This window comes from Microcoleus sp. PH2017_08_TRC_O_A (genome assembly GCF_020738665.1).
GTDB lineage: Bacteria > Cyanobacteriota > Cyanobacteriia > Cyanobacteriales > Microcoleaceae > Microcoleus.
In genome coordinates this window covers 1-25,881 of sequence record NZ_JAEQCE010000115.1, presented here as the reverse complement: position 1 = coordinate 25,881, position 25,881 = coordinate 1, and the positions used below count along the sequence as shown (strand labels likewise).

The following is a 25,881-nucleotide window of genomic DNA, read 5'->3' as shown; positions in this document are numbered from 1 at the left end:
TTTTGGATTTAAAGGCTAATTCGTCAATTTCAACAAAACGATTCTCGGTGGATTTAATGATGTGCCTCTCTGCTAGTTGCATTCAGACTCTCCATTTTTTGACGATCGCAATAATTCTCTTGACCATTTTGACTAGATGATACTACTATTGCTTACTACTGCTTACAAACTTAATAAAGTTTTATAATACCAATTTAATGTGAACTTGCACATATCCCGATCTCCCCTAAGTTCCCCTGAATAAGCAGGCTGATTTTATTGTCATCATAGGTACGTAGTTGCGCTTTAGCGTTCTTTCCTAATATTATAAAGAGCGCTAAAGCGCAACTACGTACCTAATTTGTATTCGGATTCTATGCAGCCTCATAAAAAATTCGTATAACTCTGCTTTTGATTATTCATTAAAATTAACCAATAGGTAACTCAATCACAAACTCCGCTCCCTGTCCAGGTTGGGAATTGCAGTAGAGTTTCCCCCCATGCTTTTCCGTCACAATCTGGTGACTCATTGAGAGTCCTAGCCCGGTGCCTTTCCCGGCATCTTTGGTTGTAAAGAATGACTCAAATAAGCGTAATTTCAACGCTTCATCGATGCCTGAACCATTGTCAGCAATCCTAATTCTGACCCAATTATCTTCGATAATTTCAGTTTGAATTTGAATAGAAGGAATCAGCACGAGTTCAGAATTATCAGAATTTTTACTTCGATCCATTACATCATCTAGGGCATCAATACTATTGCCAATAATGTTCATAAATACTTGATTTAATTGTCCAGCGAAACATTTAATCTTTGGCAACTTGCCGTAATTTTTGGCAACAGTAATTTCCGAATAATTATTATTGGCTTTGAGTCTGTGTTTCAAAATTAATAGCGTGCTGTTGATGCCTTCGTGGATATCGAAAGCAATCTTTTGGGAAGAGTCTGCTCGTGCGAACAACCGCATGGAATAACTGATATCGCGGATACGTTCAGCACTCTGCTGAAGAGATGCAAGCATTAGGGGTATATCTTCTTCTACAAATTCTAGCTCAATGGCTTCAGCGTGTTCGATAATTTCTGACGCAGGTTCGGGGTAATGCTGCTGATAGATGTGCAAATGTTCTAGTAAGTCTTTTAGGTATCTGTCAGTATGGGTTAGGTTGCCGGCTATGGAATTAATTGGATTGTTAATGTCATGGGTTACTCCTGCAATCAACTGTCCCAAAGTCGCCATTTTTTCATGTTGAATTAGGCGTTCTGTGGATGCGGCTTGTTGTTCCTGTAGCAGTTGCTTGACTCGTCGAATCATTTGATTTAGGGCTGTTGCTAATATACCAATTTCATCTTGAGTGGTAACAGCAGCTTGTAAATCAAAATTGCCCGTTTGGGTTGCTTCCTGGGCAATATGGGTGACTTGCTGGAGGGGACGAGCGATCGCCCGACTGGTATAAATCGCGAGGAAAATGGCGATCGCCACTGACAAAATCATGCTCCCAGCAATAACCTGTACTCGTAGCACCTGTACATTTGCAAACTCAGTTTTTGCTTCTTTGTAATCTTTATACGCCCTTACCTTTAATTGCTCTATATCTTGTAAAAATTTCTTCAATTGCAGCGATGTAGGACTGCTACCAAAAGTCAAGAGCTGGCTGCGGAATATCTGAATTTCTGCGGGTGATAATTCAGCGGAATTAATTGCCTTTAATATCGCCTCTGTCTGCTGCAAGTAAGCCTCTGGAATCTCTTCATTGGCTTGCAGAAAACGTCTGACGGTATTTATTTCAGCAGGTGACTCGTCAACCTTATGATTTTTTGTATCCCCTTCCGAAGATTTAAACTCAGACCATTCTTTTTTGAATAGAGCCACATGGTTTAAAAAATAGGAATACTGTTGGTCTAGCAAATCTCGATTTTCCAATAGCATCAGGATCTGCTGTTGGTGGAGGAGAACTTGAACGAGCTGGATCTGCAATTCACTGATGAATTGAGTTTCTTCGATCGCATTTTGTTCGTGTCTAACAGCTTGTTGATGATATTGGTCAGCGATCGAGATTCCTGTAGCGGTTCCCAGAATTGCCACTCCCAGCGCCAGTCCATAGCCCACACTAATCTTTTGTCCTACCTTGAGACAACTGAACCAATGCTTCAGATGACGTAAACGCAACTTTCGCATAAATGAATGCTTTAAGAAATGGCTCTCATATAGATCTAATAAGAGACCAAGTTTAAATCTATTTTTAGGTTCGGGCATAGAACTCATGGTGGACACTGGATATATTATAATCACAATTACTTGTAAAAAACAAAAACCAGGAATGAAAATAAATCAACTAATTCGAGAATTTTCCTCAGGTCTCCTAATAGTAAATAGATCGGGCGCATCTGGCGCAAGGAAGAGGGCGAAGCATGACCGCATATAAGTTATTAGTTATAATCTCCTATTTTCTGCGGTCATGCTTCGCCCCTACAGATATATTTACCTTGCGCCAGATACACCCCTGTGCTTTTTCCTTCTGTGTCTGCTTCAATCCTCAACTTTCAAAGCTCTTCTTGCTAATTTTACATAAGTTTTCACAGTTTCATAAGGCATTTCCAAATCAGCAGCAATATCGAACAAAGATTCCCCCAATTCCCGGCGCGCTAAAATCGTCGCCCAAGTTTCCGCAATCTCACCAGCCCGACTCCCGCCTGTACGCTTTCTGTGCGCCATAAACTTCTCTGTCAATTCATCGATTCGCGCCGCCAATACGCTTTGGATAGAGACTTCGGGTAGGGATTCTGTCAACCATTGCGATCGCGTTTGTCCCAATCCAAAGGTTGTTTTGTGGCCCGTGCCGCAGTAAGGTGCTAATTGCCCCAAGGCATAAAATAATTGTACAAAATCAGGGCGCAATCCGGCCGATCGCCCGATCGCAAATTCCACAGCCCCAGTAAATCCCGTTACCATGCCTTTTTTGCCCGCCGCCACCTTTTGCGACTCCAACTTGTGGCGGCTAATAATTACATTTTCGTCAATCCAATTCAGAAATTCTGCTTGGTCAACATTCATACCCGAAAAGTTATTCCAGCGGCGCAAATAGCTGTGAAAAACATTTTCGGGAACTGGTAGCGGGAAGTGATGCCCTTTGCTGCGAAAGCTTGTAGGAGTTACAAAACTAAGTTTTATGTTTCTAGATAATGGATGTTCTGCTGTTAGCAATTGCTGGTAAGTTGTGGGAGAAAAAGCAATATCCCAAGAGCGAATTACCAGCGGAGCATTTCGCAAATCAATCTCTTGGGGCAAATTTTGCAGCCACTGACTCAGCCATTGTACTACTTGCTGGGACAGTCCTGTGACATACCAGCGGTAAATGCGATCGCCCAAAAGCTGAAATTCCTTACCGGCTGGAAGCAAATCACCCTCCAATCCCGAAATAGTAAAGGCTTTTTCTGACTGCGAGTCGTGCAAAAGTTGCGATAATTCCGGGTCAGTTTCCTGAATTTGATGCAAAAACCAAGCGTGCAAACCTATAGCATACTGCGCGTACAGATAGCTAGCTGCGCGGGGGGTCAATTCAAACACTAATCCGACTAACTCGGTGTCAGCGGGCCAAATTAGCTTAGAGGAAGGAACTTTTTTGGTGCGGGTGGGATGCGGGGAAATTGCCATGAGATGCCGGAAACAGGGACAGCGGTCTCATATTTTATCTTTTTTTATCCCCGTTGGGGGATGTTTTTGTCTGGGCGGGCGATCGGTCAAATCTATTAGCAGCTCCAAAAACCGTGTCAACCGCCAGTTTCCCGAAATCGGAGGGATGCAGAAAAATCACCAAAAAACCGACAACCTAAAACTCAATTTTTGTCAAGTTTTTCCTCCTTGTAAGTAAAGAGAAATATACAAGTGTTTAAAATCACATTCTGGGGTACAATTGTCAAAAGCTCGTAGCATCCTCAACTCCGATCCTCAACTATGAACACAACAGAAAAATCCAAACTCTCCAACGAAAAAACTTTGGAGGCGATGAAGAATTTCTCCGAAACCTACGCCAAGCGCACCGGAACTTACTTTTGTTCCGAGCCTTCAGTCACTGCTGTCGTTATAGAAGGACTAGCAAAGCACAAAGATGAACTAGGTGCTCCCCTATGCCCTTGTCGCCATTACGAAGATAAAGAAGCCGAAGTCAAAGCCGCCTACTGGAACTGTCCTTGCATTCCCATGCGCGAGCGGAAAGAATGTCACTGTATGTTATTTCTGACGCCAGATAACGATTTTGCTGGAACTAATCAGGAAATTAGCATGGATCAGATTCAAGCAGTCAGAGAGACCATGTAATCGGTTAAGTAGGCGGTCTTCAGTTGACAGTTGACAGTTGACAGTTGACAGTTGACAGTTGACCGCTTGACAGTTGAGAGCTACCTCTACCTGAAAGAAAGAGGATTGGAGTAATGAATAGTCTTCTTTTAATTTTTCCCGATCGGGCTTGGGGCTTTAAACCAATTCTTTCTGGTAAAATTGGTAATTGTTGTGAAAATAGGTCGTAAATCAGTTGACAATTGACAGTTGACAGTTGACAGCGACCTCAACGATCGCCGCCTACTCTAACACGCATCCCCAATCCAAAATCCCAATCTCCAAGCGAATGACAGAGGAAATGCCGATCGAGTTTTGGCAAGGTATCGAACAGTTTAACAGCCAAGATTTTTACGCTTGTCACGATACCTTAGAGGCTTTGTGGATGGAAGCCGGCGAGCCGGACAAAAGATTTTATCAGGGAATATTGCAAATTTCTGTCGCGCTTTATCACCTAAGCAATCAAAACTGGCGCGGTGCAGTAATCTTGCTGGGAGAAGGCATAAATCGGCTCAATTATTATCAACCGAGTTATGCGGGAATTGCCGTTGAAGATTTGCTCGGACAAAGTGCTAAACTTTTGAGTGCTTTGCAGCAAGCTGGCCCGGAAGCCGTAGCTAATTTTCTACCGTTGTTCGCAGGTACAGAAGTTGCCGGCTTGCATTTACCACGAATTCTCAAAGTAGAACAAACTTCAATATGAGCAGGCTAGAACACTGAACTCGATCGAGAAAAGGAGATTCCGATCGGTAGTAAGAAGGGGTTGATATACATGAGCGACCTGCGGTATTTGTAGCTCATTTTATGTATTGTACCGCATTTGCTATATAACTATAAGTTAGCCCTCTCTAGTTAACGGTTGTGTAGAAGTTTAAATATCTGACTGAGAGCTTGAAAGTAGAATCAACATTATACTTAACTCAAGATTACCAAAATTATGAGTCGAAATATACGCCTATTTCCGACCTACTCACAGAAAGAAAATCAAACAACAAACCACTGTCTTTTAATTCTTAAGATGCTGTATGAAGAGAATCCAAAATTTCTCTCGGAAGCGCTAGGTTTATTGTTTGGCGAAAATTTTTCAGGAACTGTAGGTGTAAAATTCATTCAACAGCGTCGTGCAAAAGACAGCGTGCCAGATGGTGAAATTTTCCAAGATTCGTTCTCGGTTTTTATTGAGACAAAACTCGGTAGCGATTTCGGTGAAAAACAGCTTTTAGATCATCTAGATACATTGAAAGAAAAGAAAGGAAAGAAGATACTCATAGCTTTAGGAAATTTTGAGCAAGATCCAACAAATAACCCAGTCTTGCAGACTGTTGAAACTAAGGCTAAATATGAAGATGTCGCCTTTATATCTGTTAGCTTTGAACAGTTTCTTCAAGCAATTCAGTTACCTTATTTACCCAAAAACCTAATTGATGCAGTTTCAGATTTAGGCGAATATTTTGACGAAAATAACTTGTTGCCGTCTTGGAAATATCGCTTGGATGTCGTAAACTGTAAGGGGAGTTTTGATAGTGTATTGGAGCACAAAATATACACCTGTCCAGCGCAGGCTGGATCATATAATCATCGTCGCAGTTTGTATTTTGGGACATATCGCAATAAGTGTGTTGAACAAATATCACAAATTGAAGCGGTCGTAGATCTGGAATCTGAAGATGAAGCGAGCTTGGTTTGGAGTAATGTTAGCCGACCAGAAAAAGAGTTGATCAAGATTGCGATAGAACGTCGCCAAAAGATCGGAGAGTCTTGGTATCCAGTAAGGGTATTCGTACTGGATGATATGCATCCTACCAATTTTGTTAAAGCAAGTTCGGGAGGAATGTTCGTTAGCAAGCAATATTTTGATATTGGAAAGCTAAAAGCTATAGATACAGCAGATCTTGCACAGAAACTTAGAGGGAAAACGTGGGAAAACTATGAATCATTGATTACTAGCTAATTAATTGCAACCTGCCAAGAGAGCTAACACGTCACGGCAGCGGACGGGCGAAGGTTCTTAATACTGAGTTCAAGGTTATCTGCCGCCGCTGCGTTTTGCCGTTAGGTTGCTTCAGGTTAATGCTGAGACAGTCATAAGTAAGAATAAACATGGATACAGAGGATACAGCAGCCCGATACGATCGTATTGCCCAGTGGTGGCAAACTCAGCATCAAGATTCGCTTTATGGTATCCCACAGTTGGAGCGTGCTATTCAATTCACCCATAAAAAGCAGGTAGCTCTTGATATAGGGTGTGGAAGCAGTGGACGCTTTATTAAAGTCCTAAGCGAACATGGATTTCAAGTGGAAGGACTTGATATTTCCTCAGAAATGATTGATTTAGCCAAACAACTGCATCCAAACATCGTCTTCTATCGAGCAGACATCTGCTGTTGGAATCCTCCCAAACCCTACAGCTTGATTGTTGCTTGGGACAGCACATTTCATCTGCCGCTAGATATGCAAGAATCTGTGATGAAAAAGCTATGCAATGCTCTTGAACCTGATGGTGTATTGATGTTCACGTGTGGGGGTGGGCATGAAGCAGGTGAAGTTTCTGGAACATTTCAAGGTCAAGACTTTGAGTACAGCACACTAGGTGTAAATGCTTTCCTAAAGATTCTGAGTGAGTCTCAATTTACATCCCTTCACCTTGAATACGATCAATATCCTGAGAATCATGTTTATATCATTGCTCAAAAGACTTGAGCGACGATTGGAATGGATTTGTACCAGCTTGGGTAGTTAATGTTGCCTATGGAAGTATGATGGCTGCAAAGCGCAGGCTAACAGTGCGTTGGAGCCGGGGCAAGCAATGGGCAATTCACAGCCGCACGCTGGATCGAACGGGACAATGTGGACTAATTGTTTCCAAAGATTCTGACTTTTATCAGCACAGTTGTAAGATTATCTTTTTGCGGACAGCTTATGCAATCTACCTTTGAGACTGCCCGAAACTTCCCGATCGCCCAAACCGTCAAAAAACTTGCTTTCTCCAGTAAATCATCCAAACAGGCGAAGAAAGGGCTATTGTCTTGCTAGGATAATTGGTTGACGCTCTCGGGCAGGTCGATCGACCTTACGGGAATTTTTCACGGCCGTTAAGATAAAATACCTAACCGATCGGGTGTGGTGGATCTAATCTCCATAGAGAAAAATCAGGGGTGAGATAATGCCCTTCAGCAATTTCAAAAATTTTGAGGCTTGCAAGCTATGATGCCCTCCGCTAAACTACTCAATTCCCGCCTATTCAAAGGATTATCGCTGCTGTTGCCCCTCACTCTGGCAGGCGCGATCGCCTCTCCCACCTACCCGCAAGCCGCACCGCCCCGCACTCTTTCCGTGCGATCGGACGTTCAAGAAGCCGACTCCAAAACCGGCATCGTGACAGCCCGCGGCAACGTCCAAATCAACTACCCAGCCCGCCAAATACAAGCAACCGCAGCTCAAGCTCAATACTTCAGCCGCGAGCGCCGGATCATTCTCAGCGGTGACGTGTACGTATTGCAGCAAGGCAACAGCCTGCGCGGCGAAACCATCACATACCTGATTGACGAAGGGCGGTTTATTGCGCTCCCAGATAATCCAGGACAAGTAGAATCCGTCTATCTGGTGGCGCCAGAACAAGATGCAGCAGCCCAAAATTCGATCGGGCCCAAACCAGCTCCGGTTAATCCAAATCCCGCTGTTAAACCGTCCGCCCGTCCCCGAACAGCTCCTAAGTAACAGCCCCCGGTAGCAGCAAAATTTCGCATCGGCAAAAACATCAACTGTTGCATATCTACCTAAAACAATAATTTTTATTGCCATTCTTGTGGAACAGGCATCCTGCCTGTTCCGGACTCGGATCTGAAATGCGCGACACTCGATAACCCAGAATAGATGCGAATGACAGTTGACAGTTGACAGTTGACCAACTGATGACTGATGACTGATGACTGATGACTGATGACTGATGGGTGCATCTCAGTTTTGCTTTTAATAGTGCGAGCGTCCCCGCTCGCGTATTGTACAATACGCGAGCGGGGACGCTCGCACTCAAAGAAAAATGCTTTTTGCAAAAATGAGATGCTCCCTGACTGATGACTGATGACTAATGACTAATGACTTCTTCTTAAAAGTTGCCTCGACGAGCATGAAAATTGTACTCGAAAATATTCACAAATCCTACGGAAAACGCAATGTAGTCAGTCGCGTCAACCTTTCAGTAGCCCAAGGAGAAATCGTCGGACTCCTCGGCCCCAACGGTGCAGGCAAAACCACAACATTTTACATAGCTACCGGATTAGAAAAACCCAATCAAGGAACTGTTTGGCTCAACGATTTAGACATCACTAAATTGCCGATGCACAAACGAGCGGAGTTGGGAATAGGCTATCTCGCTCAAGAAGCCAGCATTTTTCGCAACATGAGCGTCCGCGACAACATTTTGTTAGTCCTAGAGCAAACTCAAGTCCCCCGCTGGGAATGGAAAGAGCGAGTCGATTTCCTGTTGCAAGAATTTCGCTTAGAAAAAATAGCATCCAGTTTAGGAATTCAAATTTCTGGGGGAGAAAGACGGCGGACTGAGCTAGCAAGAGCCTTAGCCGCTGGGCGAGACGGCCCGATGTTTCTATTTTTAGACGAACCGTTTGCAGGCGTCGATCCGATCGCCGTTGACGAAATTCAGACGATAATTGCCAAACTGCGCGATCGTAAAATCGGCATCCTGATCACCGATCACAACGTCCGAGAAACTCTCGAAATTACCGATCGAGCCTACATCATGCGAGACGGCCAAATTTTAGCCTCCGGGGCTGAAGAAGAACTCTACAGCAACCCTTTAGTGCGGCAGTATTACTTAGGCGACAACTTCGTGCGATAGTCTTTGATAGCAACCACGAACCGAGTAGCGGCGGGTTCGCCTACATATAAATATCCCAGCCCAGATATCTATAAACCCGCCCTCCCCACTATAAAAACACAAGACTGAATTTTAGAATTGAGAAGGTAAATTTTAACTTGAGGAGCGATCGGCAAAAACGCCAAAGTATGAAAATAGCAATGTCCAAATCCTTCAATCCCCTCAACTGGCTGCCGAGAATTTCAGTAATGGACTGGTACATTACCAAAGAACTAATCGGCCCATTTCTGTTTGGCGTCGGACTATTTACATCAGTCGCCGTCACCGTGGGAGCCTTATTTGAATTAGTCCGCAGAGTAGCAGAATCAGGCCTCCCCTACGGCGCCGCCCTGGAAATTTTTCTGCTGCAAATTCCGTACTTTGTAGTATTAGCTTTCCCCATGTCAATGCTGCTAGCAACCTTAATGAGCTACAGCCGACTCTCCAGCGACAGCGAACTCATCGCCCTCCGCAGTTGCGGAGTTAGCGTTTACCGATTGATAATGCCCGCAGTCATTATGAGTTTAATCGTTGCCGGCTTCACCTTTGCTTTGCAAGAATTAGTTGTACCCGCCGCCAGTTACAGAGCCACTTTAACTTTAGACAGAGCCCTGAAGCGAGAAAAACCGACGTTTCAAGATCGAAATATTATCTACACAGAATTTCGCAAACCCGAAAAAGGTGGCGAAGAAATCCTGTCCCGCTTTTTTTATGCAGAACAGTTTGACGGCCAGCAAATGAAAGGTTTAACAATTATCGATCGCTCCGCCCCAGGCCTCAATCAAATTGTTTCTTCAGAATCAGCGACTTGGAATCCCTCAGAAAACACCTGGGATTTTTTCAACGGCACCGCTTATATAGTAGCTCCAGACGGCTCTTACCGTAATATAGTTAGGTTTCAACACCAGCAATTGCAACTCCCCCGCACGCCCTTAGATTTAGCTGCGAGAGTGCGAGATTTCAAGGAAATGAATATTGCTCAAGCTTTAGAGCGTTTGGAAATCATTAAAAACAGCGGCGATGCACCGCAAATTCGCAAACTCCGGGTGCGAATTCAAGAAAAATATGCTTTTCCCTTCGTGTGCTTGGTATTTGGTTTAGTGGGAGCCGCTTTGGGAACTCAACCGCGGCGATCGGGGAAAGGAACAAGTTTTGGTATTAGCGTAGTGGTGATTTTTACTTACTATGTATTTTCTTTCGTCACCAGTTCGATGGGCGTGAAAGCTGTTTTAACACCGATTCTATCGGCTTGGTTGCCGATCGCATTTGGCTTGGGAATCGGCGGATTGTTGTTGGGAAGAGCCGCCTCTAGGTAAGTTTTACCAATCAAATTGGGAATTGAGAATTGGAAAAATTAACAGTCGTAGGGTGCGTCGCTCAAGAAAAATCTCTAACTCAATATCGACAATCTCATGGCGACGCACCTTATACCATTTCTCCAAATCTTTACTACAAAAAAGTGTTAGGTTTGTTTCTTCCATCCGTGTTTTTCAGGTGCGGATATGTAAAAATTTTTTCAGGTGCGGATATGTAAAAATGTCTGTCAAATTCCGGCATTGTCAAGGGCGACACACCCTACAATTCAACCGGGTTTTTCAGGTGCGGATATGTGAAATTGTCTGTCAACTTCAGGGATTCTCAAGGGCGACACACCCTACAATTCAACTTCTTCCTTCGGGAGCATCTCATTTTTGCAAAAAACATTTTTTTACAGTGCGAGCTCGTATAGCTCGCGAGCGGGGACAGCACTACAGATGCAAAACTGAGATGCTCCCCTTCCTTCTTCCTTCTTCCTTCTTCCTTCTTCCTTCTTCCTTCATTTAAGGATTAGCAAAAGTATTAATTTCGCCGCCACCAATATAGCGTCCCGGAGTCAAAGAGCGAGGTGTAGAAAAAGGTTGCGGTTGAATTGGCTGCCCGCCCTGATTGGTGTTTTGAGGAACTGCTCCAAAGTTAGGCTGGCTTGGCAAATTAATCTGACTTGGTTGAGGTTGTTGAAATTGAGAATTCGCTGAATTGGGAGAGAATTGAGGATTAATGATCTTGTTTACTCCCGTGCTAGGGGATTGCCCGAAATTCGGAATTAGCGGTATTGGTGAAGGTGTGGCGACAGGAAGCGCCACAGGTTGAACTTCCGGTATCAAGCCCGAGTCGGATAAATTAGTTTGATAGGGATTTTTGGGCAAAGCCACCGTTGGAACCTGTGGAGTAATTGTGGGGATGACTGATGCTTTGGAATTTAACCCGGTAAATGATTCAGGAAGTGTAGCTGCCGGGTTTAAAAATTGTTGAGAGTCGCTAATAATTGTATTAGTAGAAGCCGGAAGTGGGGAGATTGTCGCAGGAACATTCCCAGGATTTGCTTTTCCTTGAGCTGTAGCGACCGTTGGCAACAAATTTGCCGGATTTGTCCCAGATCCAAGGGAAGCCGGTCGATCGAGCAATTTAGGGGTGTTTGCACTTTTCACGGCCGCCGCCGTTGCTGAAGTGTCAGCAGCGACGTATTTTTTCATGGCTGCTTGCAGCGGACTCAAAGGCACAGGATTGTCGTTTTGTTTGCTGGAATTACCGCTACCTGATGCTTCCGGTGCACCCGCAGACTCAGGCTCGATCGCTCTTATGCCGGAAATGGTCGTCCCACTGCCAGATAAACTCAAATCAGATGTCGGGTTTGAACTTGGTAAGCTGGAATTTTGCGGGTTATTGTTGACTGTCCCAATCGCAGGATTTTGTAAATTTGACAGCGACACAAATGTGTTGATTGCCGCCGACTTTGGCTCTGAAGAGGGCTTAGGCTTTTCTAAGCCGCGAGTGCGAATTTCGTCGAATAAACCTTTGCCTTTGACTGCTGATGAATTGAACAAGTTCAGTTCAGAATTGGAGCGATTGAACTGATTGACTAGCACTGGCAAGCTGTCGATTTCAGCAGCAATGGCACTATCTTCAGCAGACAGTCCGGGAATCGCATCTGGATTGTTTGAGTTTGCTGCTTCTTCTTCGCCATCTATGCTCAACCTTTCTGGATGTACGGAGACTTCCCAGATAAATAACCCCCCCGCACACAGCACGGCTAGCGGAGCCCAAACCGACGGTTGCGTCCAGTGGCGGAAACGCGCTATTAGATAGCGGACAGATGTAGGAAATTTCTTAAAATTTGACATAGTTTTGCTTCCATCCGAGCCTCGGGACCTAAAACTATTTTCCATAGTCTACCATATCAATCTTGATGATTTTTGCTGTCCCCAGGTAAGTGCGATCGCGATTTTGATTGCAAGTTGCGAAAAACATAATAGCAGAAGCAAGAACTATGAAGGAAGTTCCATTACATATATCTTGTGAAAAGTGCAATTAAGAACGTCCTAACTCTCGGAAACTGTTGCTACAGATGTATGCCACAGGTGAAGCTCGATTGAGTACCGACCGAAATAAGTTTTGCCCAGCAAAATAAAGCGGAAATAATGATAAAATCAGAGTTGACGCGGTGTAGAGCCTTCCAAGCGTGTCAGCCGATCGACCTCAAAGCAAAATGTCAAGGCCGAATTTGAGTAATTGCCCAGCTCCAGACGAAGAGAAAAGTTGAGAGGAAATTAATGAAAAAAGTAGTAGAAGTATTAGCAAATCGGGAAGAACTCATAGAGCGATCGCTCGCGGTTGTCCTGTCCAAAATCCCAGCAGCGATCGCAGAACGTGGAGTTTGCACGATCGCCTTGGCGGGTGGCAGCACACCAGAACCGCTCTACAGAGCGATCGCCACCCAAGACCTGCCTTGGGACAAAATTCACGTTTTCTGGGGTGACGAACGCTACGTTGCGCCAGATCACCCGGACAGCAATCAAAAAATGGCGCGCCTCGCTTGGCTCGATCGAGTAAAGATCCCCGCCAGCAACATCCACCCCATGCCCACAGGCGCGGCTGACCCCGCAGCCGACGCCTCGACGCACCAAACCGAATTGCAGCAATTCTTCAAAATATCCGACGGCGAGTTTCCCGCTTTCGACATCATCCTATTGGGCATAGGAGACGACGCCCACACAGCCTCTCTATTCCCCGGCACACCAGCCTTACAAGTCCGTGACTCCCTAATAACCGTCGGCAACAAAGACGGTCAACCCCGCATCACCTTTACATTCCCCTTAATCAACCGCGCCCGGTGCGTCATCTTCATGGTGGCAGGAGCCAGCAAACAACCCGCCCTCAGTCAAATTTTTGCCCCCGCAGCCGACTCCATGACCTATCCAGCCAGACTCGTTCAACCAGAGGGCGAACTTTGGTGGCTGCTCGATGCCGCGGCAGGCGTTGCAGTAAAATAGCTGAGAGAGCCTCCAGTCTCAGCACTGTTAGCAGTATTACTAACTCAATCTTTTCCTTCGTTCCGAATGTCACGGCACGAACTCAGTTGCTAGTATTAGCGAAGCAATATAAGAATTGTGGCGGTTAAAGTTAAAATTTGACCATATACACAACTATTTTTACGAGGCTGATTGGAAAATCTGGCCGATAGCAAGGAGAAATCGATGATTGTCTGTCCCAATTGCAATCACCAGAACCCCGACGGGGCCAGCCAGTGCGAGTCTTGTTACACGCCTTTACCCGTTACCGCCAGTTGCTCAAACTGCGGTGCAGCGGTTCAGACAGATGCAGCATTTTGCGGTCAGTGTGGCTTTAATTTGCGTCCGGGTTCCTACGTTCCAGAAGTTGAGGCGACAGTACCGTCCGTCTCGCCTGTGGGCCCCACAGTGGTATCGCCACTGGTGCCGGACTTAGGATCAACCGAACCGCCGACGATCGCAATGGAACCTCTAGTTACCCCACATCAGGGGCCGAACTTGGAAAAAACTCCCGCCAGCATTCCGACGATTCCAGATCCCTCGCCGTCGCTCTCGGTTCCTGTTACAACAGAATCGGTGACAACAGCACCAAATACCTCTCCCCCGGTTCCCGACCCACAGCCAGCGGGTGTGGCTAAAACTCAACTGCAACAGCAGTCGGCGCGACTGATACACGTTCAGACAAATACGCCGATGGAATTGCCTCACAATCTCGCTGTGATTCACATTGGCAAGCCAAATGACTTGGTGCCGCCAGATATTGATGTTTCGGGATTTGCTAATTCTGAGATAGTTTCTCGGGTACACGCAAATCTCCGGGTGGAGGGAGATGCTTGCTACCTAGAAGATGTAGGCAGTTCTAACGGCACTTACGTCAACAATACTCCCCTGCCCAAGGGAAACCGACATCGGTTGCGACCGGGAGACCGCATCTCTCTGGGAAAAGGAGACCTGGTTACGTTTCTATTTCAAATCTCTTAGATCGAGTTTGGATTGGGCGATCGAAAGTCTAAAATCTAAAATCGCATCTTGAGGCGCTCTACCAAAACTCAATGCTGCCAATGTGATTAAGCTGACCTTGCTACATCCACTCCAGTCTATTCCCGTCCGCAGTTGGATCTTTGAAGACGAAGAGGTCGTCCGGATCGGGCGATCGACGGAAAACCACGTCGTTCTTTTTAGCGCTGTGGTTTCTCGTCGCCACATCGAATTGCGACGCAGCGGCATTAATTGGGAACTGATCAATTTAGGTACCAACGGTACTTACCTCGATGGTAAGCCGATCGCTAAGGTTCCCGTTGTGGACGGTCTGATCGTTCACTTGGCTCGCTCGGGCCCGAAAATTCAAATCAACGTCGGTGGGAATCAGTCCTCAGCCCAGTTAGCACAAACTAGCGTCAAGTCAAGGGATGCTAAGGCAATTCACGCTCCCTCCGGGGGCGCACTGCTTAGCACGATTCCTATTCCCAGCCAAAAAGAAATTGGCACTTCCAGGGAAGAAGACGAGTTAACTGAGGCAGAAAATACTCCCCATTATTCGGAAGAAAAAGAAGAAGAAGAAGAAGAATATTAAATCGACATCTTTGGACGATCGACATTTTTCTTGCAGGCGGCACTCAGGAGTTTATTTATGAGTACATCACAACAGATTGTTAAGCGCAGCGAACTGATCAACCGCCGCACGATCGACCGCCGCACGGCGGAAGAGGTCGGCAGGGTAGATCGGCTTTGGCTCGATCCTCACTCCCAGCGGGCGATCGGCTTTACTTGCAAGTCGGGACTTTTGGGCAACAAAAAACGCTGGTTCGCTTGGGCGCAAGTTGATACGGTGGGCGAAAATGTTTTGGTGACGATTAACCCGGAACTTCCGGAATTGCATCAGCCGGAACAAGCTGTTTGTCCGATCGGCCTTGAGGTACTTACGGACGCAGGAAATAAGGCAGGTACGGTGGTTGACTACCTATTTGATGTCCGGACTGGTTCTGTTAGGGATTACCTGTTTAAATCTAGCGGCTGGCGCGGCGTTTTAGACGGGATTTACTTGTTGCCGGTGCAGGCGATTTCGACGATCGGCAGCAAGCGGGCGATCGTCTCTGAGGCTGCTGTATCCGAACCCGTGCAGTACGCGGAGGGACTGCACCATAAAGTCGGCATGGTAGCCGAGTTTTTACAGGAAGATCTTGACAGAACTCTTAAAAATGTGGCTGGCGTGAAGCGGAACGCTCAAAATCTGGCGGAAAAACTTCAAGATAAAGCTATAGAAGTCAGGGATGTAGCTCAAGAAAAAGTCGCAGAGTTGAAGCGCCAAAGGGATGAATCTGTACCGCCCGATCCGGTGGAACCGCCAGAGTCGGATTTGCCCTGAAGTGCGGCTTTCCCGATCGAGAAAGTAGCTGCTTGCCGATCGCATTTTTGGGGTGGCCGGCACCCGAAAGCTCGATCGGTACAGAGTACGCGAAATAGAGGCTTTCTGGGCGAGGAATTCTAGTGCTCAAAGCATTGTATTTTAAAGGTATCGCATCAATACGAAAAATGTTAGCAACCCTAAAAGACCTATGCTGTTTGAGAGAACCAACTCCTATTTTATCTAGAACCCGCAGCCTTAATAATTGGTTAACTTCTGTAGGGGCAAACAGCAATTCGCCGATCGTCGCAGACTGTCGCCCGATCGACAACTCGAATCAGCGGTGCAACCAGCACTCGTCTGAGTTGAATTCTCCGATCGATCTGTGGGAAAATGGTCACTCCACCGATCGATCGGCCCAGATGGGCGATCGGCCGGGTAGCTCCATCCGAGATTCAATCGATCGAGAACTTCGCACTGCTGTCAATCGCGGCCAAGTTCACCAGATTAATATCGTGTTTGGTGGCGATCGAGGACAGGCAAAGTTCGCACTTGGAGTCCAAGCCAACAATCAAAAGTTTGTTCAAATGCCTCAAGCAGTCAAAACTTCAACTTTTACGGCAAAGCGAGGGAGTAGCGGCGCACTGACAACGCCTTTAAGCATCAAATCTTTTGCGGTTTTATCGCAAAAATTGGTTCTTGAAGCATCCCCGTTTCAGTCATGCGGGGGAGTGTCAAAACATCAGTGATTACCTTAACTCTGCTACATCCTATTCAGTCTGTCCCAGTTCAAAGTTGGTGTTTTGAATCCGAATCTGTGGTTCGGATCGGTCGATCGAACGACAATGATGTAATTATTTACAGCGCTGTAGTTTCCCGCCACCACGTAGAGCTGTGGAATCATTCTTATGGCTGGGAAATTATTAATTTTGGCGCTAACGGCACTTATGTAGATGATAAACCGATCGCTCAGGTGTCAGTAGCGGACGGGATGACAATTCGCTTGGGCAATTCCGGACCAAAAATCCGAATCCGGGTGGGGGCGACGAATGTGCAACCGAGCCCAAAAACTCGGCCACCACAGCGCGAACTCACCGACAAAAAGGCCGAAGTTTCACAAGACAAATCAACAGCTTGGTCTGGGCCTAGGAGAATCATGGAAGACGATGATGGAGCGCTGACTCACATCGATTTTGAATGACCCGCTGCTATCTATGGGAGCTAGCAAATTTCAACAAAATTCAGGCTGCATTGCATTCGATCGTCTAGTCAGTTAATATAGCTGAATTTTCAAGTTACCCATTTTCATACCCTGATTAAGCAACGTCATTCTCTAATACCCGCTCAACCTTCAACCGATAAGATTTGAGGGATATCGCTCGATATTACTTCTGTTTCGCTGCTTGCCCAGCGGCGGTAATCTAAGAGCAATTGATACATCAATCGCTGTTTGACGCTTAGCAGTACACTCTTGAGCAAGCCGTTGCCCGTTGCTTCTAAAATTGGTTTGGGCGTCAGCCAAAACGGTGGCGGTAACTCGACTTGCACCTCTAAATCCGCTTTTCCCTTCAAGTACGCTACCCCACTATTTTGATGTACGTAAAGCTTTCCTTTAAGATTGAGAGCAAAGCGATCGTTTATATAATCCACACCAAGAATCGAGCAGGCGACTGACTCCAAATTGATTGCGCCCTCCGACTGCGCCCATACCCTCATGTCTACTGTGGGTTGAATGCTGAGCATCATAAATTGTAACGGTCGCATTTTCAGGCGGAAACAGTCATCGCTTAGTTGCTCTGTGCGAGTACGATCGACTAAAGCGTTTACCAATCGCCTCGGCTGGCGCAGATAATGTTGAATGGGAACCCGTTCATCTGGTACGGCGATCTCAACGGATTGGGAAGCATTAAAACGGGTATACATGAGAATATGTCAATATGTGGGATTCGTAAGGATATCTTAATAAACTATAACTTTTTTAAGGTGATTTGAGTCGCGCACTAACTCGCCCACTCGCCCCATCTCATCCGAGAAATAACGGATAAAAGCTTTTGGGACTCAGGCTAATTTTTTCATCATACTTGCTGGCTGATGAGAGTAAAGCAAACATTTGTAACGCAAAATTGCCGATTATTATGAAAATTTCCTTAGCAAAGCCCTCGAAGAGGATCGCACATCTCGGCCCTGTAGGTACCAATGCAGAAACAGCGGCTCAGGCTTATGTCAATTGGTTGAGCCGGGAAACTAACTCCGAATGCACCCTGTATCCTTATTCCACCATTTCTCAGGCACTAGAGGCATCTGCCTCCGGGCTGGTTGATTACTCAATTGTGCCGGTAGAAAATTCCATAGAAGGTAGCGTCACTGTCACCCTAGATACCCTGTGGCGGCTGGATGCACTGCGAATTAAACACGCCCTGGTTTTGCCGATTTCCCACGCACTGCTGTCAAATGCTCAAAATTTTAACCAGATTCAAAAAGTTTACTCTCACCCGCAAGCCCTAGCTCAGTGTCAATTGTGGTTGGCCGAGTTTATCCCACAGGCTCAGTTGATTCCGGCTAATTCAACGACGGAAGCGTTGCACTATCTAGAAGATAGCAGTATAGCGGCAATCTCTTCGCCAAGAGCCGCCGAACTCTACAAATTGCCCGTGCTAGCGAGCCCGATTAATGATTATCCCGACAATTACACTCGATTTTGGGTACTTGGCTCCGATGCAGGAAAATTAGGAAACTTCGCAGAATCCCACGAGTCATCAATGACATCCGGCACCACACTAGCGGCTAACTCGCACCTAGATTCAACTTCGGCGAATTGTACTCACACGTCACTAGCTTTTAGCGTACCTGCTAATATGCCCGGAACATTGGTAAAACCTTTGCAAGTATTTGCCAGTCGCGGTATTAACCTAAGTCGCATTGAATCTCGGCCGACTAAGCGATCGCTCGGAGAATATATCTTCTTTATGGACGTGGAAGCCGATGCTTGTTCTACATTAGTGCGATCGGCACTAGAAGAGTTAAAAAAACACACGGAAACTTTAAAAATCTTTGGTTGCTACACTGTACTGTCAGTAGTATGATTGTATTAATACTTAGGGGGCTAGCGAGATGAATGCTGATGAACTTCTCAAGCGATATGCAGCCGGAGAAAGAGATTTTCACGAATCCAACTTAATAGGTGCTTCCCTGTCACAAGCTTCCCTACTTCATATTTGCCTCGCCTGTGCCAATTTAAAGGACATAATTCTAGCTGAAGCAGACCTAAGTGGGGCTAACTTAATTGGTGCAAACCTCGAAAATGCTTGTCTGATCATGGCGGATCTGAATGGGGCAGATCTCAGGGGATCGAAGCTAACTCGTGCCAGATTAACAGGGGCTGAGCTGATTAATGCAAACCTGGAAAACGCCAACTTGGGAGACACGAAAATGATTGGTGTCAACTTAACCGGGGCAAACTTGTATAAAGCGAACTTGATGGAAGCCAACCTGATAGATGCTTGCTTAGATGAAGCCAATCTCGAAGGAGCAAATCTCAGTGAGGTAAAACTGCGGGGAGCAAGTCTCAGAAGAGCCAACTTGAGAGGAGCATTTTTGTCTGAAAGTAACCTTCAGGATGCGGATTTGAGAGAAGCTGATTTGCGCGGTGCTAATTTGAGCGGGGCATTTTTGTGCGGCGCTAACCGCGAAGGCGCTAAGTTAGATGAGGCTACAAATTTAAGCAGGGCAATTCAGTTTTGCATCAGACAAGTCTGAAATCAGGCAATATATCCGCACATAATCCGACAGCTAAGGACTAAAAAATATAGTATTCATTTGGCTAAAAGTGCAGTTAATTTGCTCCTGTACCTTAGAAAAATGAACCTGCATCTTTAGTATTTCTTTCTTAGAATTAGCTTCGGCAATCTTACTTTCCAAAGCTAGCAAGTTGCGATTGAGAGTTTCTACTCGTACAGTTTGGTCGTCTAAATCTATCTTCACTTTTGCTACCTTATCCAACTCTATTTGCTTGCGAACCCAGGCTTGTCGAACGGAGTTCTCATCGCCTTTCTGAAGAGCTAGCAAAGCTCGCTGCTGCCACTGATTGGCTTGGGATTCAGATTGATTGTACTGCCACTGAATCCGCAGTTGGGCTGAAATCGCGCTGCCAACAGCCTGACGAAGTTCTTTGAGAGGTTCCTGAATTTCTAAGATTAATAAATCCCAAAAATTCATCAGTTCGCTGGTAAAGCCTTCGCGTTCTACAGAGGCTACTAATGCTTCTAAGAGCAACAAATTGGGTTCCATCTGCTGCACAGTTGTCTCAAATATTAACTGTGCTTCTGATAACTGCCGATCGCCTTTTTCTGAGACTGTACTGGCTGAGTTCTTTAAGATTTTTTGAGTCCTGTCTGTCGCTGTTTCTGAATCTAAACTTGCAGGTACGAAGGCTTGTAATTTTTCGCGGGCGATCGCGCTCAGCCTTTCTCGCAGCAAATCGCAGGCCGCCCGCTGCACTGGCCCTGTTTCGCTTTGACAAATCTTGATGACTATTTTTAAGCCTGCATCGCCGTAATTGAAGGCTTCCTTTAGCGCTGCAATCCGATGTTCGCTGACTGAACTAGACAGTCGGTGTCTGACTCCTGCTAGTCCGCCGAGTACCACACCGCCCACCGGAGGCGGCAGTTGACCGCCTCTAACTGCATCGTATGGTTTCGGTTCGAGATTTTCTAACACAAGCATTTATAGCAGTTGACAGTTGACAGTTGACAGTTGACAGTTATAGCACTATCCACTGCTAACAGTTCCCAGCCATTCCCTTTGCTTTTCGGAACAAAAAGTTTAAAATCGGTGTTTTTCCGATGGAACAATGTTTGGGACGGTTGCCTCGGAGTTGTTATCCGAGGCAGAACTGAGGATGCTTCAGTTCTGTGAAAATTGACTACTTGAGCGTATCTTTGAGTACAGTCCTTGCTGCCAAGTGATTGCGAGTGGAAGTTAAAATTTCGGTTTCGCGTTCCAATCTCGCAGCAGTATCTTGCAATTCTAAAAGAGTTTGCTGTTCTGTAGCTGCACCGTAAAGGTAGCTGGCTACCCAGTAGGATAGTTCTGTGGGCAAACTGGGAATGTCTTCGGGTAGGTCGATCGGCTGATCCATCAATTTGCTAGAGAGGCGAACTACATCGCGAAGCAGTTGTTCGACTTCTTTGCCCAAAGATCGGAGGTCTTTTTGTGGCGGTTCGTCTTCAATCCATTCTACTAAACCGACTAAATAGGGTTTTTCCCGAACAGCGTCGAGGACTCGGAACCGTTGCTGTCCGAGAGTCATGATTTTCATGCGATCGTCCGGGAGGCGCTGACAGTGAATGACTTCGGCGCAACAGCCAACGCCAGAGACTTTGTTTTGGTTCGGGTCCCACATGAGCACACCGAAACGGCGATCGCCCTCCAGAATCGTGTTCATCATAATTCGATAGCGAAACTCGAAAATTTGCAGTGGCAGCGGTCTACCTGGAAATAGAACCACTTCCGGCAAGGGAAATAAGGGGAGTTCGCGAACTGCTACAGAGGAGGAGGATGCCATTGTCGCTCAAAGGTGACGGTACTTGCGCTTCTTTTTCTTACTTTAACTGATTTGAGTAATTCCGGGCGGGGGTGAGGGGCGATCGGCGGAAAATGCGGTTAAGGGCGATCGGCCCTTTAGGCTGATGCGTAGGGTCAGAAACCGGGTTTTTCCGCAAAATCCTGGTTTTTTACCCACAGATTAGATAAAAAACCCGGTTTATTTCGGCTGATGCGTCAGCCTTGCATAACTTATTTACCGCGCCCAAGGTACTTGAATTTCAATACCTACTTTTTCACCGAGGTCGATCGTACTATTAGCCAAATCAACAGCACCAGAGATCCCAACTCCGATCGCAGCCGCCCCCGCTACAATACCTTTTAAACATTTCTTTAATCTCGGTCTATCCCATTGATCTTTCGGTTTATTAATTTCAGTTTCGACATCTTGAATATCGATAATTATATCATCTCGAATATCTTCAGGAAACTGCATTGCGGTTTCTCGCATGGATGAAATTAGTTTGAGAAGTTCTACTGTATTGGCGTTATCGATATGAATACCACCAGAGGCTGTTTGTTGGGCGCTGTCTTTGACTTCGTTAGCGATAGCTACGCTGCCGATTTGTGCGCCGGGAAAGTTGTTATTTTGAGGATAATTTTGAGTCATTTTTTTACCGTCGATGTTGATGTTTAATTGAATGCTAGAAGTATCTCCAGAGTCAAGTTGATTGATTCCAGAAAGTCGCTCTTTCTCTTCCCATTGTTGCAAATTATCTGGGAAATCTTCCATCAAGCGGCGCACCTGAACCATTTGATAAGATTTGTCGCATTCGACTTCGTATCGGTGGTTTGCCAAACGGCGGCGCAGCTTTTCAAAATCGTAGAGGTGAGGGTCTTGGCTGCCTTGGCATTGCTGACAATTGCAAGGGATGAATTCTTGGTATTTTAGGCGTTTATCATAAGTAGCATGAATTTTCCAGAGTTCGTGGCGGATGCGGTCTAAAAGAGATTTTTTCTGGTTGCCGGAAACTCGAATGCGGATTTCTCGTTGGTGGTAATTCTCGATAACTTCGGCTTTGGCGTAATTGTCGGCGAGGATGACTCCATCGCGCCAGACAATATCCCCCCTACCCTTTGGTAAATCGGATTGAGGGCGGTAGATTAACAAGTGCATTTCTACGATGAAGCGGGTAATGATGCCTTTGGGCATGAAGTCGTATTCGTAGCGCAAAATCAGGTTATCGGTGTCGTCCCAGGCGTAGTTGGGCGTTTCGAGGGGGAGAAGTTGCGGGGCGATGTATTTTCCGGGTTGGCAGGGGATTTCGTAACACAGTTTGAAGTGTTTCATCAAGTGCAGCAGTTCGTCGTGCAAGTCTCGGTATTGTGTGTCGCCCCAGATTTGCTTGAGATTTTCTCGGGTGAAATACCCGTAGTTGGCGATGATTTCTGCGTTGTCCGTGACTTCTCCATTGTCGGTGACTTTTTTGTTGCCGATGAGTTTGTAAACAGCGTTGGTTGCCAATTCTGGACGCAGGATAACTACATTTTTGAGGATGGGGTCTTTTTGGAAATGCAGGATAATACCCAAGTCGTGGAGGTATTGACTGAGACTCAGCATGGGGGGTTTATCCGACTTTTTGAAGCCTTGCCCAACACAGATATTGAAAAATTCACTGACTTCGATATGGGTTTGGCGTTGGGAATAGTTTTCCAAAACATAGCGGACGTTGGCCCAGCGTTTAGGGATGGGCGTACTGATGTGGTCGAGGGTGGCGATGCGGTTTTGTAGGTCGCGTTGGAGGGCTTCAAGTCCGCGATTGGTGGCGAGATTGGTAGGGAAATCTTTTTCTAGGTTGCGAAAGTCACGCCGTTGTTGGGAGAGGCTGATTTCGCAGCGGATGTCTTGTTTTTCGTTTTGGACGAGGAAGACGGGACTGCCCTTGCTGAGGAGTTCGATGATACTCAGCCAGTAGCAGAGGTTGGGGTTTTGGCGGCGGTTATCGACGAGGAGGACATACAGAGAACGTTCGGTGAGGAAAAATTGGTGGGTGGCGTGGTAGATTTCCTGTCCGCCAAAGTCCCAGAGGTGAACGCGGAAAGGTTTGCCGTTGGGTTGTGGGAATTCCCAGCGCATCACATCGATGCCTTCGGTGGAGGGTTCTCGTTCTTTGAGTTCGTAGTTGGGGTTGAGGAGTTTGTTGGCTAGGGTGGTTTTGCCCGCTTCGCCTTCGCCGACAATCAAAAGTTTGGCTTCGTTGAGTTCTTCGGTAGCGTTGGGGTCACGAGTTTGGAAGTAGAAATCGAGAATGGTACGCACATCCCCAGGTTGAGATGATTGTTTTCCGCCCAATATTTCCAGCGGAATTGGTATCGAATTACCTCGCAAATCAAGGTTTTCCAGCTTCTCCATGCTGCCGATGGCTTCTGGGATGGATGTAATCTGATTGTTTATCAGGTCAAGGTGTGTCAGATTGGACAGTTGCCAGATCGCATCTGGGATTTGGGTAATCTGATTTCTTCTAAGATCAAGGTGTGTCAGATTGGACAGTTGGCCGAGCGCCTCTGGGATTTGGGCGATCTGATTGCTTCTGAAGTCAAGGTGTGTCAAATTGGACAGTTGGCAGATCGCATCTGATATTTGGGCGATCTGATTGTTAAAGAGGTAAAGCTGTGTCAGATGAGATAGTTGACCGATCGCATCTGGGAGTTGGGCAATCTGATTGCTGCTGAGGTAAAGCTGTGTCAGATTGGATAGTTTGCCGAGCGCTTCTGGAATTTGGGCGATCTGATTGTTATGGAGGACAAGTTGTGTCAGATTCGACAATTGACCGAGCGCATCTGGGAGTTGTGTTATTTGATTGTGACTGAGGTTAAGCTCTGTCAGATTCGACAATTGACCGAGCGTATCTGGGATTTCGGTTATGTGATTATGATTGAGGACAAGCTCTGTCAGATTCGACAGTTGAGCGAGTGCCTTTGGGAGTTGTGTTATTTGATTATGACTGAGGACAAGCTGTTTCAAATTCGACAGTTGGGCGAGCGCTTCTGGGATTTCGGTTATGTGATTGTGCCAGAGGTGAAGCACTGTCAGATTCGACAGTTGGGCGAGCACTTCTGGGATCTGGGTAATCTGATTGTGCCAGAGGTGAAGCACTGTCAAATTCGACAGTTGGGCGACTGCTTCCGGGATTTCGGTTATGTGATTGCAACCGAGGTAAAGCCCTGTCAGATTGGATAGTTTGCCGAGCGCATCTGATATTTGGGCGATCTGATTGTTAAAGAGGTAAAGCTGTGTCAGGTTCGACAGTTGACCAAGCACTTCTGGGATTTGTATTATTTGATTGTGACGGAGGTTAAGCTCTGTCAGATTGGATAATTGAGCGATATTTTTTGGAATTTCTTTTAAATTAATGCTGTTTAAATTTAAACTCTCTAATTGCTTCATTTCCAGCAGGAATTCTGGTATTTTTCCAAATGGATTGCCACTGAGGTCGATCGATCGCAAATTTTCCAGCGCTCGCAATTCCTTTGGCAGCGTACTTAATTGATTGGTGATTAATTTCGCAGTCAATTTACCATCAACCCATTCCCCTTTCTCCACCTTCCCCAACACCAACGTCTCAAGCTGCGTGCACTTGCCAATCTCCGGCGGCAATTCCTCCAACCCCAACCCCGACAAATCCAATACTTTGGAGCCCTCTGAGGCGGCTTTATCGATTAACTGCAACAACTCCTCTCTCGTCATACCCTCGATCTCTCCGTAGTCTTCATTTATTGTGACAGTATTTTTTGTTTGGTGGGGACTTATAGCAGTTGACAGTTGACAGTTGACAGTTACTTTTGCCACCCGTGAGGAATCTAAGAAACCGGGTTTTTATGGGTTTCTGCGCTGTTACCAACAATTTTCGTAAAAACCCGGTTTCTGGCCACCCGCGCGTCATCTAAGAAACCTGGTTTTTTTGAGTTTCTACGACTTTAACGCGTCTTCTCTGCAAAAACCCGGTTTCTGGCGATCCGTGCATAATCTGGAGACGAAAAAAGCTCGGAGTGTGGAAAATTTGTTAGACTGGAATTGTTAGCTAACGAGTCGATCGACCGTACTTTGCACGCAAGGTGAATCATTATGCTCCAAGCATTTGAAGGGATTTACAGAAATGGAGTCATCGAACTTTTAGAATTTCCGGAAAACATTTATGAAAGCCGCGTGCTAATTACTTTTCTAGCTGCGCCATCCATACCCAAATCGCCTACATTTATCCAGTTTGGAATGTTTGCAGGCCCTGGGCAATCCACCGAAGCGGATTTCGAGATTGCACAGTTTCAAGGGGATGCAGGCGATGAATTGGATTGGTCGTAGCTGCCAATGAAATATGTCATCGATACCGCTCGTAAAAACCTGGACAAAGCTACCCAAAAGTAGTCAATGTTAGACATCTACGTTAGTAATTTTAGTCCACAGTCCTAAAACTACAGGAATAA

General features: G+C 46.0%; 23 protein-coding genes. 16 read left to right on the top strand and 7 right to left on the bottom strand.

What is annotated here, in order from left to right:
- Positions 1-407: 407 nt before the first annotated feature.
- Positions 408-2,156: a HAMP domain-containing sensor histidine kinase gene (locus tag JGK22_RS29380; RefSeq protein ID WP_293186408.1), complete on the bottom strand. Its 1,749-nt coding sequence runs from the start codon at positions 2,154-2,156 to the stop codon at positions 408-410.
- Positions 2,157-2,507: 351 nt separating this feature from the next.
- Positions 2,508-3,632 carry a CRISPR-associated endoribonuclease Cas6 gene (gene cas6 / locus JGK22_RS29375; protein WP_293186410.1) on the bottom strand — a complete coding sequence of 375 codons (1,125 nt, stop codon included), beginning with the start codon at positions 3,630-3,632 and terminating at the stop codon, positions 2,508-2,510.
- A 300-nt stretch (positions 3,633-3,932) separates the two neighbouring features.
- Between cas6 and JGK22_RS29370 the strand changes: the two genes are divergently transcribed.
- The 7 genes from JGK22_RS29370 (at position 3,933) to JGK22_RS29340 (ending at position 10,502) form a co-directional block, all read left to right on the top strand.
- The gene (locus tag JGK22_RS29370) at positions 3,933-4,295 is read left to right on the top strand and encodes a ferredoxin-thioredoxin reductase catalytic domain-containing protein (RefSeq protein WP_293157224.1); all 363 of its coding nucleotides are present in this window, start codon (positions 3,933-3,935) and stop codon (positions 4,293-4,295) included.
- Positions 4,296-4,602: 307 nt separating this feature from the next.
- Complete coding sequence (locus tag JGK22_RS29365; RefSeq protein WP_293208519.1) at positions 4,603-5,016, top strand: DUF309 domain-containing protein; 414 nt, start codon at positions 4,603-4,605, stop codon at positions 5,014-5,016.
- Between the two features lie 315 nt (positions 5,017-5,331).
- On the top strand, positions 5,332-6,264 hold the full coding sequence (locus tag JGK22_RS29360; protein WP_293208515.1) for a hypothetical protein: 933 nt from the start codon (positions 5,332-5,334) through the stop codon (positions 6,262-6,264).
- 149 nt (positions 6,265-6,413) lie between these two features.
- Positions 6,414-7,013 carry a class I SAM-dependent methyltransferase gene (locus tag JGK22_RS29355; protein WP_293314310.1) on the top strand — a complete coding sequence of 200 codons (600 nt, stop codon included), beginning with the start codon at positions 6,414-6,416 and terminating at the stop codon, positions 7,011-7,013.
- A gap of 504 nt (positions 7,014-7,517) precedes the next feature.
- A complete protein-coding gene (locus JGK22_RS29350) occupies positions 7,518-8,030 on the top strand; it encodes an LptA/OstA family protein (protein WP_293208511.1) in 513 nt (170 codons plus the stop codon).
- A gap of 409 nt (positions 8,031-8,439) precedes the next feature.
- Entirely contained in the window at positions 8,440-9,168 is a 729-nt protein-coding gene (gene lptB / locus JGK22_RS29345) for an LPS export ABC transporter ATP-binding protein (protein WP_293208517.1), read from the top strand.
- A gap of 167 nt (positions 9,169-9,335) precedes the next feature.
- Positions 9,336-10,502: an LptF/LptG family permease gene (locus JGK22_RS29340; protein WP_293208509.1), complete on the top strand. Its 1,167-nt coding sequence runs from the start codon at positions 9,336-9,338 to the stop codon at positions 10,500-10,502.
- Between the two features lie 504 nt (positions 10,503-11,006).
- On the opposite strand, the gene JGK22_RS29335 is transcribed toward JGK22_RS29340, so the two are convergent.
- Positions 11,007-12,347: a hypothetical protein gene (locus JGK22_RS29335; protein WP_293186419.1), complete on the bottom strand. Its 1,341-nt coding sequence runs from the start codon at positions 12,345-12,347 to the stop codon at positions 11,007-11,009.
- Between the two features lie 429 nt (positions 12,348-12,776).
- On the opposite strand from JGK22_RS29335, the gene pgl reads away from it, so the two are divergent.
- The 6 genes from pgl to JGK22_RS29305 all read left to right on the top strand — a co-directional run bounded on the left by pgl (position 12,777) and on the right by JGK22_RS29305 (position 17,059).
- On the top strand, positions 12,777-13,496 hold the full coding sequence (pgl, locus tag JGK22_RS29330; protein ID WP_293314308.1) for a 6-phosphogluconolactonase: 720 nt from the start codon (positions 12,777-12,779) through the stop codon (positions 13,494-13,496).
- Positions 13,497-13,700: 204 nt separating this feature from the next.
- A complete protein-coding gene (locus JGK22_RS29325) occupies positions 13,701-14,495 on the top strand; it encodes an FHA domain-containing protein (RefSeq protein WP_293186423.1) in 795 nt (264 codons plus the stop codon).
- Between the two features lie 82 nt (positions 14,496-14,577).
- The gene (locus JGK22_RS29320; RefSeq protein ID WP_293186425.1) at positions 14,578-15,087 is read left to right on the top strand and encodes an FHA domain-containing protein; all 510 of its coding nucleotides are present in this window, start codon (positions 14,578-14,580) and stop codon (positions 15,085-15,087) included.
- Between the two features lie 57 nt (positions 15,088-15,144).
- Positions 15,145-15,879, top strand: coding sequence for a PRC-barrel domain-containing protein (locus JGK22_RS29315; protein WP_293186427.1), 735 nt, complete (start codon positions 15,145-15,147; stop codon positions 15,877-15,879).
- Positions 15,880-16,046: 167 nt separating this feature from the next.
- A complete protein-coding gene (locus tag JGK22_RS29310; protein WP_293191367.1) occupies positions 16,047-16,607 on the top strand; it encodes a hypothetical protein in 561 nt (186 codons plus the stop codon).
- The gene (locus JGK22_RS29305; RefSeq protein WP_293186431.1) at positions 16,604-17,059 is read left to right on the top strand and encodes an FHA domain-containing protein; all 456 of its coding nucleotides are present in this window, start codon (positions 16,604-16,606) and stop codon (positions 17,057-17,059) included. The genes JGK22_RS29310 and JGK22_RS29305 overlap by 4 nt, the downstream gene beginning before the upstream one ends.
- Before the next feature lie 143 nt (positions 17,060-17,202).
- Here JGK22_RS29305 and JGK22_RS29300 read toward each other — a convergent pair whose 3' ends face one another.
- Entirely contained in the window at positions 17,203-17,781 is a 579-nt protein-coding gene (locus tag JGK22_RS29300; protein WP_293191369.1) for a DUF1997 domain-containing protein, read from the bottom strand.
- Between the two features lie 212 nt (positions 17,782-17,993).
- Here JGK22_RS29300 and pheA point away from each other — a divergent pair, with 212 nt between their 5' ends.
- Complete coding sequence (gene pheA, locus JGK22_RS29295) at positions 17,994-18,941, top strand: prephenate dehydratase (RefSeq protein WP_293208501.1); 948 nt, start codon at positions 17,994-17,996, stop codon at positions 18,939-18,941.
- 28 nt (positions 18,942-18,969) lie between these two features.
- A complete protein-coding gene (locus JGK22_RS29290; protein WP_293186437.1) occupies positions 18,970-19,614 on the top strand; it encodes a pentapeptide repeat-containing protein in 645 nt (214 codons plus the stop codon).
- 33 nt (positions 19,615-19,647) lie between these two features.
- On the opposite strand, the gene JGK22_RS29285 is transcribed toward JGK22_RS29290, so the two are convergent.
- The 3 genes from JGK22_RS29285 to JGK22_RS29275 all read right to left on the bottom strand — a co-directional run bounded on the left by JGK22_RS29285 (position 19,648) and on the right by JGK22_RS29275 (position 25,147).
- A complete protein-coding gene (locus tag JGK22_RS29285; protein WP_293186439.1) occupies positions 19,648-20,580 on the bottom strand; it encodes a PspA/IM30 family protein in 933 nt (310 codons plus the stop codon).
- 199 nt (positions 20,581-20,779) lie between these two features.
- A complete protein-coding gene (locus JGK22_RS29280; RefSeq protein ID WP_293226283.1) occupies positions 20,780-21,421 on the bottom strand; it encodes an LON peptidase substrate-binding domain-containing protein in 642 nt (213 codons plus the stop codon).
- A gap of 234 nt (positions 21,422-21,655) precedes the next feature.
- Complete coding sequence (locus JGK22_RS29275; RefSeq protein ID WP_293274970.1) at positions 21,656-25,147, bottom strand: leucine-rich repeat domain-containing protein; 3,492 nt, start codon at positions 25,145-25,147, stop codon at positions 21,656-21,658.
- Between the two features lie 378 nt (positions 25,148-25,525).
- On the opposite strand from JGK22_RS29275, the gene JGK22_RS29270 reads away from it, so the two are divergent.
- Positions 25,526-25,759 (top strand): hypothetical protein, encoded by a 234-nt coding sequence (locus JGK22_RS29270; protein ID WP_293186443.1) that lies wholly within the window; start codon positions 25,526-25,528, stop codon positions 25,757-25,759.
- Positions 25,760-25,881 lie beyond the last annotated feature (122 nt).